This window comes from Pseudomonas sp. GW821-FHT07F01 (assembly GCF_059418825.1).
Genome location: NZ_JBWKQO010000001.1, coordinates 760,359 through 774,196 on the forward strand (window position 1 = coordinate 760,359; position 13,838 = coordinate 774,196).

Here is a 13,838-nt window from a genome sequence, read left to right on the forward strand (position 1 = left end):
GCTATTTGCCGAATTCTCAGGGCCTGGCCGCTACGCGGTTCGCCGGCAAGCCGGCTCCTACGTGAGAGGATTATTGCAACGGCCCCAGCACTTGCCGGTAGCGCTCTTCGCCCTGGGGCGTCTGGCGCACCAGGCGGATCTCCAGGCCCTGGGGGCTGTCTTGGCGGTTGCCGCTGAGCTGGCGCCAGCCTTTGTCGGCATCCCAGACCCGTACTTGCAGGTCGCTGACCCGGTTCAGCACCGCCACGCCGTCGCGCGGCGCGGGCAAAGGGTAGCGGTCGCGGGGCTCGGCCACGGCGCGGTACAGGGTGTCGCCCTTGAGCCACCAGCGCACCCGTTGCAAGCCTTCCCCCGGGGTGGCGGCGCTGCGTATCACCTCCAGGCGAAAGCCCTTGCTGTCGGAGCTGCGCACGCTCAGCGGGGCCGGGCTGTCGGGTTCGGCTTCTTCGCTGTCGCCCAGGGCCGGCTCGCGCAGCTGGGTGCCGGCACGCAGGGCCACGTCACGTTCCAGCTGGTTGAGGGTGCGCAGCAGTTCTTCGGTCTGTTCGGTGCTGGCCTTGAGATGGCTGTCGGCCCGGGTGACGCTGTCCAGGCCGCGCCAGGCAATCAGGCTGACCACCGCCATCAGCATGATCGCCACCATCACTTCGATCAGGGTGAACCCCTGCTGCCGACGCTTCATGGCTGGGTCACCACCCGCAGTTGGCCGGCGGCGCTGCGTTCCAGGCTCAGGCTGTGCTGGCCGTCGGATAACACCAGGCGCAGCGGCGGGTTGATCCATTCGGCGTTCAATACCAGGCGCTGCCTGGGTTCGATGCGCACTTGCAGCGCCGGGGTTTCCCAGGCCCGGGGGCGCAGTTGGGGGTCGCCACGCAAGTCATCGATGCCGCCTCCGGATTCGCTGTGGCGGCTGAAGGCAAAGCCCTTGGCCGTGGCTCGCCAGGTGATCGGCCGACCATCGGCGCGGGCTTCGGCCTGGGCCACTTGCAGCAGTTGCGCCAGGCGCTCGGCGTCCTTGCGCAGCAGTTGCAGCGGGTCGGGCTTGATGCTCAGGCCCACGGCCGCGCTGGCAATGCCGATGATCACCAGCACCACCATCAGCTCGATCAGGGTGAAGCCTTGTTGCTTGCCTGCCTGCATCGGATTGCACTCCTTGGCCCTCGGACCAGCCTGCCAGACGCAGATGATCGTCCGGTGAAATAAAACCGTGAGAATTGAGCGGTAGGCTGGGGGCACGGACAAACAGGAGGTCCCCCCGATGCTACGTGCCATGTCATTCGCCCCGCGCCTTGATGCCCCTCGACTGCTGCAGTACGCGGCCTTGCTGGCGGCCCTGGGTGGGGTCGCCACCTGGTCGTCGCTGCTGCTGACCCCGGCCGAATCCCAGACCCCGGCGGTGGCGCCCCAGGTGCTGGCCGCGCGTTCCGACAACCCGGCCCTGCAGTGGTTTGCCAACCAGCCGGCCCAGGTGCAGATCAAGGTGTCCGGGGTCATGGCCGGGGCCCGTGGCGCAGTGGCGATCCTGCATCTGAACGATGGCCCGCCGCGCAGCTTCCTGGCCGGGGAAACCCTGACCCAGGGTGTGCGCCTGGCTGCGATCGAGGCCGACGGCGTGCTGATCGAGCGCGGCGCCGAGCAGTCGCGGATCAAGGTCAGCAAGCTGCCGGACTCGCCGGAGCTGCCGCGGTTGACCCGCTAGGCCTCACTGGCGTTGTACCTGCGGCCGGCTGACCAGGGTTTCCAGGCGCGCAAGCGGCGGCGCCTCGCGGCTGCGGTCGCTGACTTGCACCTGCACGCGCACCAGCCCCGGCGCACTGCCCGGGGCGATGCGGGTTTCGCAGCGCAGCTTGAGCCGTCCCTGGTCGCAGTCGAGGTTCTTCACGCCGCTGTTCAGGCGGCCTTCCAGGCGCACTTCGGCGACCCGGCTCTGGGCCGCCAGCAAGGCCAGGGATTTGTCCCGCAGCAGGCCATTGCTCTGGGTCATCAGGCCCGCCACGCGCACCGCTGCAGCCATCGCCACGGCAATGATGGCCAGGGCCACCAGCACTTCGATCAGGGTGAAACCAGCTTGTTTGCGCAGGGCTTGCATGGGCCGCTCGAGACCGGGAAACAGCCTCGCAGACTAGCCTGCGGGCTTGACCGAATGGCGACCGAAACTCCCGAGGTTTTTCAATACCACTGACATATCTTCTTGCAACACTGCGCGACGAATCGAACTTACGCCAAGGAATGTCGAGATGGATATCGCGCCTGTAACATCCCCGCCCCGAGGCCTGCGCGGCCAGCGTGGCTTCACCCTGATCGAGATCATGGTCGTGGTGGTGATCCTCGGGATCCTGGCAGCCATGGTGGTGCCCAAGGTCCTGGATCGCCCGGACCAGGCACGGGCCACGGCGGCCAGGCAGGACATCGCCGGGCTCATGCAGGCCCTCAAGCTCTATCGCCTGGACCACGGCAGCTACCCGAACATGAACCAGGGCCTGAAGGTGCTGGTGGAGCGCCCGGCCAATGCCAAGGACAGCAACTGGCGCTCCTACCTGGAACGTCTGCCCAATGACCCCTGGGGCCGCCCGTATCACTACCTCAACCCCGGTGCCAACGGCGAAGTGGATGTGTTTTCCCTCGGCGCCGATGGCCAGCCCGACGGCGACGGCGTGAATGCCGATATCGGCTCCTGGCAACTATAGGGCCGGTCGTGAAAGCCCATTCGCCCAGTGCGGCGAAGCAGCGTGGCATGGCCATCATCAGCGCCTTGCTGATCGCCGCGGTGGTGGCGGTGATCGCCGGGGGCATGCTTACCCGGCAAACCTCTTTCACCCGTGCGGTGGAAGCCGAACAGGCGCGGATCGTCGCTGCCGGGGTGCTTCAGGGCGGCCTGGAATACAGCCGGCAACTGCTCTGGGACGCGCGCCAGCGTGATGTGTTGACACGCCTCGACCAGGCCTGGGCGCGGCCCATCGGCGACCAGGCCCTGGGTGGATTCAACGCCGGGTTCCAGGGCCACCTGCAAGACCTGCAGGGCAAGTTCAACCTGCGCAACCTGGTGTTCAACCAGCAGGTGGATGCGGGGCAACTGCAGAGCTTCCAGCAGTTGTGCCAACTGATCGGCATCGACGGCGCCCTGGGCCGGCGCATCAGCCAGCGGGTGATCGCTTCCTACCCCCAGCGCCTGCAGGCGCCAGCCGCCACCAGCAGCCATGGCAGTTTCAACAGCGGTCGCCAGACCTCGGCAGGCGCTGCGGCGCAGACCCTGGCGCCCAGGCAGCCGATGCTGCGCAGCCTGGACGACTTGCTGGGCCTTGAGGGCGTGACCCCGGAACTGCTGGCGCGCCTGGAGCCGTACGTGAGCATCCTGCCGGGCAATACCTGGATCAACGGCAACACCGCCAGCGCCGAGGTGCTGGTGGCGGCGGTGCCGGGCCTGGATCTGTCCCGGGCCCGGGCCCTGGTGGCCGAGCGTGACGCCGGGCACTGGTTCATCAACCGTGGCGATTTCGTCAATCGCCTGCGCCTGCCGCAGTTGCAGGTGGACCAGATCAAGGTCGGCATCACCAGCGAGTGGTTCCTGCTTCAGGGCCAGGCCCGCCGTGATCAGCGCCGGGTCAGCCTGCAAGCGCTGCTGCACCGTCCCGAGGACCGCATGCCCCAGGTGATCTGGTCGCGGGTGGGCGCATGAGCCGCCTGCGCATCGGCTTGCCGCCCCTGGACTTGTTGCTCGGCACCGAGCAGCCGCAGCAGTGCCGGGTGGATTTTGCAAGGCTCGATCGCGGCGGGCGGGTCACGGATACCGGTTGCTGTGCCCTGGGCCAGCTGGGGTTGCCGGGCAAGGGGGACAAGCCGCCCGCAGTGGAGTGTTTCCTGCACCCACTGGACAGCCTGCTGACCCAGATCCCATTGCCGCAATTGCCCGCTGCGCGGATCAAGGCCGCGGTGGCCTGCGCTGCCCAGGCGCTGATCCTCGGCCCCAGTGAACTGATGCATGTGGCCCACGGCCCCCGCGATGCAGAGGGCCAGGTGGCGCTGAGCTGGCTGCCCCGGGAACGCCTGCAGGCCCTGGGGCGGCTACTGGAGCAGGCCGGGTTGAAGCTCGCCGGCCTGTACCCGGCGCCCTACGCCTTGCCGGCGCCGCCCCCGGGGCAGGTCAACCTGTGCCTGCTGGATGAACAGTTGCTGGTGCGCCAGAGCGCCACCCAGGGCAGCGTGCAGCCCCTGGTGGCCGAGACCCTGGAGCAGTTGCGCGCCAGCGCCAGCGAGCTGTGCTGGATCGGCGAAGTGCCAGCGCTGCCGGGGCAACCATTGCCAGCGCCAGAATCCCTGCCGGCGCAATTGCGCTGGAGCGGCACGTCGCCTTCCTGGGGCCTGCACAGCGGCGCGCTGGCCGGCACCCGCGCCCCCCAGGGCTGGGGCCGGGCCCTGGGCTGCTGCGCCCTGGCGGTGGCGGTCTGGGTGCTGGGCCTGAACCTGTACGCCGCCCGCGAGGCAGAGCAGGGGCAGCGGCTCAAGGCGCAGATGAGCCAGCGGGTGAAGCAGGTATTCCCCGAATTGCCGGTGGTGCTCAATCCGTTGCAACAGGCTCGCCAGCAACTGGCGGCGCGCCAGAGCGGCGCTGCGGCGGACCCGAGCCAGGGCTTCGCCCACCTGCTGGCCCAGGCGGGGCTGGCCATGCCGTTCATGGTGGGCAGCGTGCAAAGCCTGGAGTTTTCCGGGCAGCGCTTGCAGCTCCAATTGTTGCCAGACACCCCGAAAACCGCCGACAGCGCCTGGCAGGGGGCCCTGATCCAGGCCGGCTACAGCGTCCAGGCCCAGGGCAATGGCTGGAGCCTGGCCCCGGGGCAGGCTCCAGCCGAAGAGAGCACAGCCGAGGCAACGGGAGAAGACAATGAATAAGGCCATGCTGGCGCCGTATCGGGCGCGCTGGTCGCGCCTGCGGGCCCAGGCCCTGGGCCACTGGAACGGCCTGGCCCTGCGGGAAAAGCGCTTGCTGGGGGCCACTGCCCTGGGGTTGCTGGGGCTGTTGCTGTGGTTGCTGCTGATCCAGCCGCCGCTGAAGAAGATCGACTACTGGCAAGCCGAGACACCCAAGCTGCGCTCCCAGGCCGAGGCCCTGGAAGTGCTGCTGCACGAGGTCGCGGCAGGCCCTCGCAATGCCCCGGGCGAAAGCCTGGAACAGGCCCTGCGCCTGGCCCTGGATGCGGCCGGGCTCCAGGGCCGCTACCAGTTGCAACACGCGGATCAAGCCGGCCCCGAGAGCTGGCGGTTGACCTTTGAGCAGGCCCCGGCGGATGCCGTGGTCGGCTGGCTGCTGGGGGCTCCCCGGCAGTTTTCACTGCAGGTGGTGGAGGCTCGTCTGCAACGCGCAGACGCGGCCGCCGCCCAAGACTCGGCAGGCACACTGTCCGGGACCGTTCGCATGGATCAGGCGCAGGGCGCTAAGGAAGCTTCATGAAGTGGTCAGGTTCCAACTACGTGCGCCAGTGTCGCAAGGCCGCACCTTTTCTGCTGCTGGCGCTGGGGGCTTGCAGCAACACCACCTCCACCACGCCGCCGCCCTTGCTGGTGGACAGCGAGCTGGGCCAGCCCCTGGCCGACACCCGGCGCAGCGGCGATCTGCTGGCGGACCGCGAGCGCTTGCAGGCGCAACAGGCACAACGGCCGAAAGTCCTGCACCCGGTGACCAGCAGCAGCCGCGCCCAGGGCACGTCGCGCAGCACCAGCGTGCCGCGCAATCCTCTGGGGGATCAGCCGGTGCAGTTGAACTTCGTCGACGCCGATATCCAGGCGGTGGTGCGCGCGCTGTCCCGTTCCACCGGCCAGCAGTTTCTGGTGGACCCACGGGTCAAGGGCAACCTGACCCTGGTCAGCGAAGGCCAGGTGCCGGCGCACCAGGCCTACGACATGCTGCTGGCGGCCCTGCGCATGCAGGGTTTCTCCGTGGTGGACGTGGGCGGGGTGGCCCAGGTGGTGCCCGAAGCCGACGCCAAGCTGCTGGGCGGGCCGATCTACAGCGCCGACAAGCCGGCGGGCAACGGCATGCTGACCCGCACCTTCCGCCTGCAATATGAAAATGCGGTGAACCTGATTCCGGTGCTGCGGCCCATCGTCTCGCCGAACAACCCGATCAATGCCTACCCGGGCAACAACACCATCGTGGTCACCGACTACGCGGAGAACCTGCAGCGGGTGGCGCAGATCATCAACGGCATCGACACCCCGAGCGCCATCGACACCGATGTGGTGGCGGTGCAGAACGGCATCGCCGTGGACATCGCCACCATGGTGGCCGAACTGCTGGAAACCCAGGGCGCCGACCAGACCCAGAAGATCAGCGTGATCGGCGACCCGCGCTCCAACTCCATCATCATCCGCGCCGGCAGCCCGGAGCGCACCGAACTGGCGCGCAACCTGATCTACAAACTGGACAACGCCCAGAGCAACCCCAGCAACCTGCACGTGGTGTACCTGCGCAACGCCCAGGCCGGCAAGCTGGCCCAGGCCCTGCGCGGGCTGCTCACCGGGGAAAGCGACAGCGCCGGCAGCGACGGCGCCCGGGCCATGCTCAGCGGCATGGGCGGCAACAGCCAGGGCGCCCAGGGCGCGAGCCAGAACAGCAGCGGCACGCCCACCGCCAGTGGCAACCTGAACAACAGCAGCAGCGGCAGTGGTGCCTACGGCCAGGGCAGCAGCGCCGGCCAGGGCGGCACGGGCCAGCAGAATGACCAGAACACCGCCTTCAGTGCCGGTGGCGTGACCATCCAGGCCGATGCCACCACCAACACCTTGCTGATCTCGGCGCCGGACCCGCTGTACCGCAACCTGCGGGAGGTCATCGACCAGCTCGACCAGCGTCGCGCCCAGGTGGTGATCGAGAGCCTGATCGTCGAAGTCAGCGAAGACGATGCCAGCGAGTTCGGCGTGCAGTGGCAGGCCGGCAATCTCGGCGGGCATGGCGGCTTTGGCGGGGTCAACCTCGGTGGCAGCGGGCTGGTGGGCACGCCGGCGAGCAAGACCAGCATCGACGTGTTGCCCAAGGGCCTGAACGTCGGCGTGGTCAACGGCACGGTGGACATCCCGGGGATCGGCAAGGTGCTGGACCTCAAGGTCCTGGCCCGGGCCCTGAAGAGCAAGGGCGGCACCAACGTGTTGTCGACGCCCAACCTGTTGACCCTGGACAACGAGGCGGCGAGCATCTTCGTCGGCCAGACCATTCCCTTTGTCACCGGCAGCTATGTGACCGGCGGTGGCGGCACCAGCAACAACCCGTTCCAGACCGTGCAGCGTGAAGAAGTGGGCCTGAAGCTCAATGTGCGGCCGCAGATCTCCGAAGGCGGCACGGTGAAGCTGGACATCTACCAGGAGGTCAGCAGCGTCGACCAGCGGGCTTCGGTGGACGCCGGCACCGTGACCAACAAGCGGGCGATCGACACCAGCATCCTGCTGGATGACGGGCAGATCATGGTGCTCGGCGGCCTGCTGCAGGACGGCTACAGCCAGAGCAACGACGCAGTGCCGTGGCTGTCGAACATCCCCGGGCTCGGGGTGCTGTTTCGCAACGACAAGCGCAGCGTGACCAAGACCAACCTGATGGTGTTCCTGCGGCCCTACATCATTCGCGACAGTGGCGCGGGGCGCAGCATTACTCTCAATCGCTATGACTTCATGCGCCGGGTACAGGGCCAGTTGCAGCCGGAGCGCAGTTGGGTGATGCCGGATATCCAGGCGCCGCAACTGCCGGCGGCGAGCAAGGCGATCCCCGGGGCAGTGCCGGTGTCCCTGCAGGGCGTACCGCAGACGCCGCGGGCGCCGATTCGCGCGGTGCCGGTGCAATGAACGGGGCAAAGGGGCCCCAAATCCGGGCTGCCAAGCCCTTCGTAGGCGCCGGCTTGCCGGCGAAGGAGCCCGTGGATCGGGCGCTGATCTTGCTTGCGCCTGCGCTGGCAAGCCGGCGCCTTATGGGGGATGCCCCCATTCTTTTCCAGGCCGGCGGGCATCGCGGGTTTCACCGTGGCAACCCACGCAATGGCGCCGCACCCCACAAGGAGCCACAGCCATGACCACCCAGTTGCCCTACGCCTGGGCCAAGTCCCAGCGCATCCTCCTGCGCCACACCGAGCAGGGCGCGGTGCTGCTGGTGTGCCCCTCGACGCCTGGCTGGTCCATCAGCGAAGCCCGCCGCCAGTTCGGTCCGGCGCGCCTGGAGCGGATTCGCGACGAGGAACTCGACGGCCTGCTGGCCACCGCCTACGCCGACACCGGCAGCGCAGCAGCGGTGGTCGGGGCGGCGGAGAACGAGGTGGACCTGGACCGCCTGATGCAGGACATGCCGGAAATCACCGACCTGCTGGACACCCAGGACGGCGCCCCGGTGATCCGCATGATCAACGCCTTGCTCACCCAGGCCGCGCGGGACGAGGCCAGCGATATCCATATCGAACCCTTCGAGACCCATTCGGTGGTGCGCTACCGGGTCGACGGCACCCTGCGCGACGTGGTGTCGCCCCGCAAGGCGCTGCACGGCGCGCTGGTGTCGCGGATCAAGATCATGGCCCAGCTGGACATCGCCGAAAAACGCCTGCCCCAGGACGGGCGCATCGCCCTGCGGGTGGCCGGGCGGCCCATCGATATCCGTGTGTCCACGGTGCCCACCGGGCATGGCGAGCGGGTGGTGATGCGCCTGCTGGACAAGCAGGCCGGGCGCCTGCAACTGGAGACCCTGGGCATGGACCCGGACCTGCTGGCGCGCCTGGATACCCTGATCCGCCAGCCCCACGGCATCGTCCTGGTCACCGGGCCCACCGGCAGCGGCAAGACCACCAGCCTCTACGCGGCCCTGGCCCGGCTGGATGCCAGCACCAGCAATATCCTCACCGTCGAGGACCCGGTGGAATACGACCTGCCGGGCATCAGCCAGATCCAGGTCAACGCCAAGATCGACATGACCTTCGCCCTGGCCCTGCGGGCGATCCTGCGCCAGGACCCGGACATCATCATGATCGGCGAGATCCGCGACCTGGAGACCGCGCAGATCGCGGTCCAGGCCTCGCTCACCGGGCACCTGGTGCTGGCGACCCTGCACACCAACGACGCGGTATCGGCGGTCAACCGCCTGATCGACATGGGGGTGGAGCCGTTTCTCCTGGCCTCGTCGATGCTCGGGGTGCTGGCCCAGCGCCTGGTGCGGCGCCTGTGCAGCCAGTGCAAGGAGCAGGACCCGGCCAACCCCGGCACCTGGCGCCCGGTGGGCTGTCCGGCCTGCAACCACATCGGCTACAGCGGGCGAACCGGGATCCATGAGCTGTTCTGCATCGATGACGATGTGCGCAGACTGATCCACCAGGGCGCCGAGGAGCAGGCCCTGCGTGCCGCCGCGCGCCGGGCCGGGATGTTCAGCATGCGCGAGGACGGTGAACGCTGGGTGCGCAGCGGCGCCACCGCGCCGGAAGAAATCCTGCGTGTGACACGGGACGCCTGATGAATCGCTATCGCTATGAAGCCGCCGACGCCCTCGGCAAGATCGAATCCGGGCACCTGGAAGCCGACAGCCAGGGTGCGGCCTTCGCCAGCCTGCGCAGCCGCGGCCTGACCGCCTTGCTGGTGCAGCTCGATGGCAACGGCGGCGACGGCGGAGCAGGGGGGCTGCTGCGCCCCAGGCTCTCGGACAACGACCTGGCCTGGGCCACCCGCCAGCTGGCCAGCCTGCTGGGGGCCAGCCTGCCGCTGGAGGCCGCGCTGAGCGCCACGGTGGAGCAGGCCGAGCGCAAGCACATCGCCCAGACCCTGAGCGCGGTGCGCGCGGATGTGCGCAGCGGCATGCGCCTGGCCGAGGCCCTGGCGGCGCGGCCCAGGGATTTTCCGGAGATCTACCGGGCGCTGATTGCCGCCGGCGAAGAGTCCGGCGACCTGGCCCAGGTCATGGAGCGGCTGGCGGACTACATCGAAGAGCGCAACGGCCTGCGGGGCAAGATCCTCACCGCCTTTATCTACCCGGGGGTGGTGGGGCTGGTGTCCATCGGCATCGTGATCTTCCTGCTCAGCTATGTGGTGCCTCAGGTGGTCAGTGCCTTCTCCCAGGCGCGCCAGGACCTGCCGGGGCTGACCCTGGCCATGCTCAATGCCAGTGATTTCATCCGTGCCTGGGGCGGCCTGTGCTTTGCCGCCATGGTCGCCGGGTTCTGGGGCTGGCGGGTGTACCTGCGCAACCCCCGGGCGCGCTTGAACTGGCACAGCCGGATCCTGCGCCTGCCGCTGATCGGGCGCTTTGTCCTGGGGCTGAACACCGCGCGTTTTGCCTCGACCCTGGCGATCCTCGGCAGCGCCGGGGTGCCTTTGTTGCGGGCCCTGGAAGCGGCGCGCCAGACCCTGTCCAACGACCGCCTGAGCCAGAGCGTGAGCGAGGCCACGGCCAAGGTGCGCGAAGGCGCCAACCTGGCGGCGGCGCTGCGGGTGGAAAAAGTCTTTCCGCCGGTGCTGATCCACCTGATCGCCAGCGGCGAGAAGACCGGCGCCTTGCCGCCGATGCTGGAACGGGCGGCGCAGACCCTGTCGCGGGATATCGAGCGTCGGGCCATGGGCATGACCGCCTTGCTCGAACCCTTGATGATCGTGGTGATGGGCGGTGTGGTGCTGGTGATCGTGATGGCGGTACTGCTGCCGATCATCGAGATCAACCAACTGGTCACCTGAACCGCACAACCCCGCCCGACCTGACCCCGTCCGGCCCGGTCCGGCCCGGTCCGTAGGCGCTGGCTTGCCAGCGAAGGCGTCGGCAGCGGCGATGCAGGGCTGGCGGGCCTCTTCGCCGGCAAGCCGGCTCCTACGAGAGCGAAGCGGTGGTGCGAAGCACAGGGCAGGGCAGCCATAAAATTTCGCGCCGCGTGCCTCACTCCCGACCGGGCAACGGGCCAACCTCGGGTTCCTCGTTCTGTCATGTTCAGACCCGGTGGCCAGCCCCCTCGGCGCTTGCAGGGCAATGCCGCTTCCAGCCCCGGCAACCTGGCGGTCATTTTCCCGGGAAAGGCGCGAAAACCTCCGACAAACACCCGAGAATCTTTTGCAAAAACAGCCGCTTTCTCCCGAGGTTTTTTCCTTTATCTGTCACCGGAAACTGCGAACTTCTCTCCCCATGGCCTCACCCATCAAGCCGTCTGGATCAAGGCTTCTGGCCCGAGTGCCATGGCGTCATGCAAGAGCTATTCACCCAACGTACGAACACGACGAAAGGAGATTCTTCATGTTTAAGCGCAACGTTCTCGCGGCATCCCTGACCCTGGCTGCCCTGTGCTCGGCACAGGCTGCAATGGCTGATATCAACGGTGGTGGCGCAACCCTGCCACAACCGCTGTACCAGACCGCTGGCGTACTGACCGCCGGCTTCGCTCCCTACATCGGCGTAGGCAGCGGCAATGGCAAGGCTGCCTTCCTGAACAACGACTACACCAAGTTCGTGGCCGGCACCACCGGCAAGAACGTGCACTGGGCCGGTAGCGATTCCAAGCTCACCGCTGCCGAATTGAACAGCTACGCCACTGGCCACCAAGCGGCCTGGGGCAAGCTGATCCAGGTGCCTTCGGTGGCCACTTCGGTTGCCGTTCCATTCAACAAGGCCGGCACTGCTGCCGTTGACCTGAGCGTCAACGACCTGTGCGGCGTGTTCTCGGGCCGTGTTTCCGACTGGAGCCAGATTGCAGGTTCGGGCCGTACCGGCGCCATCACCGTGGTTTACCGCAATGAAAGCAGCGGCACCACCGAGCTGTTCACCCGCTTCCTGAACGCCAAGTGCGCCGAGACCGGCACCTTCGCCGTGACCACCAACTTCGCTTCCAGCTACTCGGGCGGCCTGCCTGCCGGTGCGGTTGCCGCTGTTACCAGCCAAGGCGTCATGGACGCGCTGAACGCTGGCGACGGTCGCATCACCTACATGAGCCCGGATTACGCCGCGCCGACCCTGGCCGGCCTGGACGACGCTACCAAGGTGGCCAAGGTGGCTGGCGTTTCCCCGGCGCCTGCCAACGTTTCCTCGGCTATCGCCGCGGTTGCCGTGCCTGATACCACTGTTCGTGGCGACCAGAACCTGTGGGTTCCTGTCTTCACTTCCCAGGCCAACATCGACGCCAACCCAAGCGACAAGAGCCTGCGCCTGTACCCAACCAGCGGTTACCCAATCCTGGGCTTCACCAACCTGATCTTCAGCCAGTGCTACGCCGACGCTAACCAGACTTCGCAAGTACGGGCTTTCTTCAGCCGTCACTACGGTGCCCTGGTGAACAACGACACCGCCATCAACAACAACCGCTTCGTGCCTCTGCCAGCTGCCTGGAAAACTGCAGTACGTGACTCGTTCGTCACTGCCTCCAGCGGCCTGAGCATCGGTAACGCCAGCGTCTGCAACGCCATCGGCCGTCCGCTGTAACTCTCGCGTCCGATACCTGCAGCACCCGGATCAGCAACGGTTTCGACCGTTGCTGATTTTTTTCATGCTCGGCACAACGGTCCGGCACGAGTGCTCGCCCGTCCTGATACGACAGGAGTCATGTCATGTTCAAAATGCATTGGTTAGCCACGTCACTGGTGGGCAGCGCCCTATGTGCCCAGTTGGCCCTGGCGGATATCAACGGTGGCGGGTCGACGCTGCCGCAGTCGTACTACCTGGCGCCCGGGGTACTGACGGCGGGTTTTGCGCCCTACATCGGCTCTGATCTCGGGGACAAGGAAGCCTTTCTGAACAACGACTACAACCGCCTGATTCCGGGCGCCCCTACCCGGAACGTGCACTGGGTGGCCACTGAATCGAAGTTGAGAGGCAGCGAGCTCGACGGCTACTCCATGGCCCATGGCGCGAGCTGGGGGCCGTTGATCCAGGTGCCCGTCGCCGCGACTGCGGTGGCGATCCGCTTCAACAAGGCCGGCATTGGCAACCTGGACCTGAGCGTCAATGACGTGTGCGGGATCTTCTCGGGCCGGCTGGACCGTTGGGAGTACCTGTCGAGCGGTGCAGGCACTTACGGACCACTGACGGTGGTCTACCCGCAAGGGCCCAGTGGCACCACCGAGCTGTTTACCCGTTTTCTCAATGCCAAGTGCTCTGAACCGGCCGGGCCTTTCGCGGTGACCCGGTTCTTCGCCAACGCTTATCCAGCCTCGGTGCCACAGACCGCCAAGAGCGCGCAGGGCAGCCCCCAGATCATGGAAGTGCTCAATGCAACCCCGGGGAGTGTGACCTTCATCGGTTCGAGCCACGCATCCAGCACCCTTGCCGGGCTGGAAGATGGCAGCAAGGTAGCGCGGGTAGGGGGGATAGCCCCGACACCGGCGAACATCGTCAACGCCATCAGCCTGATCAGCCCGCCGACGGCGAACCTATCGACCGGCCCGTTCAGCGACCCCATCAGGTGGGTACCGGTGTTCGCCGCTTCGTTCGATGGCAATGACCCCTCGGTGGTGCCATTTCCCAGCGTCGGGTATCCGATCCTGGGCTTTAGCACCGCGATTTTCAGCCAGTGCTACGCCGATGCGGCGCAAACCGCCCAGGTGCGGGCGTTCTTTGCCCGCCAGTACGGTTCGCTGGTCACTAACGATGCGGCACTGCTCAACAACAACCTGCAACCCTTGCCGGCGATCTGGAAGGCCGCGATACGGAACGCCTTCGTGACGCCCGCCAGCCTGCGCAGTATCGGCAACCCCAATATCTGCAACGCCATCGGCCGACCTTTCTAGCTGGCCAGCGCCGCTTGTCCCTGCCTGCCGCCGTGGCACGCAGGGGCAGGGGCGACACGCTGCACCCCAAAGATGAATTTTCCGTGACATCCGTTCGGTCGCGCCTCGCGCCAACGGCCTATCCCCTA

The 13,838-nt window shown here is 67.2% G+C and carries 13 protein-coding genes; 10 read left to right on the forward strand and 3 right to left on the reverse strand.

The window, feature by feature from the left end; all coding sequences use genetic code 11:
- Positions 1–70: 70 nt before the first annotated feature.
- Together gspJ and AC07R1_RS03560 are read right to left on the reverse strand one after the other, a co-directional pair.
- Complete coding sequence (gene gspJ / locus AC07R1_RS03555; protein WP_011061041.1) at positions 71–682, reverse strand: type II secretion system minor pseudopilin GspJ; 612 nt, start codon at positions 680–682, stop codon at positions 71–73.
- Positions 679–1,140, reverse strand: coding sequence for a GspH/FimT family pseudopilin (locus AC07R1_RS03560; RefSeq protein ID WP_011061042.1), 462 nt, complete (start codon positions 1,138–1,140; stop codon positions 679–681). The genes gspJ and AC07R1_RS03560 overlap by 4 nt, the downstream gene beginning before the upstream one ends.
- Before the next feature lie 130 nt (positions 1,141–1,270).
- On the opposite strand from AC07R1_RS03560, the gene AC07R1_RS03565 reads away from it, so the two are divergent.
- The gene (locus tag AC07R1_RS03565) at positions 1,271–1,699 is read left to right on the forward strand and encodes a type II secretion system protein N (protein ID WP_011061043.1); all 429 of its coding nucleotides are present in this window, start codon (positions 1,271–1,273) and stop codon (positions 1,697–1,699) included.
- 3 nt (positions 1,700–1,702) lie between these two features.
- Here AC07R1_RS03565 and gspI read toward each other — a convergent pair whose 3' ends face one another.
- The gene (gene gspI, locus AC07R1_RS03570) at positions 1,703–2,089 is read right to left on the reverse strand and encodes a type II secretion system minor pseudopilin GspI (RefSeq protein ID WP_011061044.1); all 387 of its coding nucleotides are present in this window, start codon (positions 2,087–2,089) and stop codon (positions 1,703–1,705) included.
- Positions 2,090–2,237: 148 nt separating this feature from the next.
- Here gspI and gspG point away from each other — a divergent pair, with 148 nt between their 5' ends.
- The 9 genes from gspG to AC07R1_RS03615 all read left to right on the forward strand — a co-directional run bounded on the left by gspG (position 2,238) and on the right by AC07R1_RS03615 (position 13,710).
- Positions 2,238–2,687 (forward strand): type II secretion system major pseudopilin GspG, encoded by a 450-nt coding sequence (gene gspG, locus AC07R1_RS03575; protein WP_011061045.1) that lies wholly within the window; start codon positions 2,238–2,240, stop codon positions 2,685–2,687.
- A gap of 8 nt (positions 2,688–2,695) precedes the next feature.
- Positions 2,696–3,676, forward strand: coding sequence for a type II secretion system minor pseudopilin GspK (gspK, locus tag AC07R1_RS03580; RefSeq protein ID WP_019094873.1), 981 nt, complete (start codon positions 2,696–2,698; stop codon positions 3,674–3,676).
- Positions 3,673–4,887 (forward strand): type II secretion system protein GspL, encoded by a 1,215-nt coding sequence (gspL, locus tag AC07R1_RS03585; protein ID WP_495110133.1) that lies wholly within the window; start codon positions 3,673–3,675, stop codon positions 4,885–4,887. The genes gspK and gspL overlap by 4 nt, the downstream gene beginning before the upstream one ends.
- Entirely contained in the window at positions 4,880–5,446 is a 567-nt protein-coding gene (locus tag AC07R1_RS03590; RefSeq protein ID WP_019094875.1) for a type II secretion system protein M, read from the forward strand. The genes gspL and AC07R1_RS03590 overlap by 8 nt, the downstream gene beginning before the upstream one ends.
- Positions 5,443–7,827: a type II secretion system secretin GspD gene (gene gspD, locus AC07R1_RS03595; protein ID WP_123473297.1), complete on the forward strand. Its 2,385-nt coding sequence runs from the start codon at positions 5,443–5,445 to the stop codon at positions 7,825–7,827. The genes AC07R1_RS03590 and gspD overlap by 4 nt, the downstream gene beginning before the upstream one ends.
- Positions 7,828–8,047: 220 nt before the next feature.
- Positions 8,048–9,469: a type II secretion system ATPase GspE gene (gspE, locus tag AC07R1_RS03600; protein ID WP_495110134.1), complete on the forward strand. Its 1,422-nt coding sequence runs from the start codon at positions 8,048–8,050 to the stop codon at positions 9,467–9,469.
- Positions 9,469–10,680, forward strand: a complete 1,212-nt coding sequence (gene gspF, locus AC07R1_RS03605; protein ID WP_011061051.1) for a type II secretion system inner membrane protein GspF — start codon at positions 9,469–9,471, stop codon at positions 10,678–10,680. Before gspE ends, gspF begins: the two co-directional genes overlap by 1 nt.
- 547 nt (positions 10,681–11,227) lie before the next feature.
- Positions 11,228–12,406, forward strand: coding sequence for a substrate-binding domain-containing protein (locus AC07R1_RS03610; RefSeq protein ID WP_065363919.1), 1,179 nt, complete (start codon positions 11,228–11,230; stop codon positions 12,404–12,406).
- A 125-nt stretch (positions 12,407–12,531) separates the two neighbouring features.
- Entirely contained in the window at positions 12,532–13,710 is a 1,179-nt protein-coding gene (locus AC07R1_RS03615) for a substrate-binding domain-containing protein (RefSeq protein ID WP_103291126.1), read from the forward strand.
- The last annotated feature ends 128 nt before the right edge of the window (positions 13,711–13,838 follow it).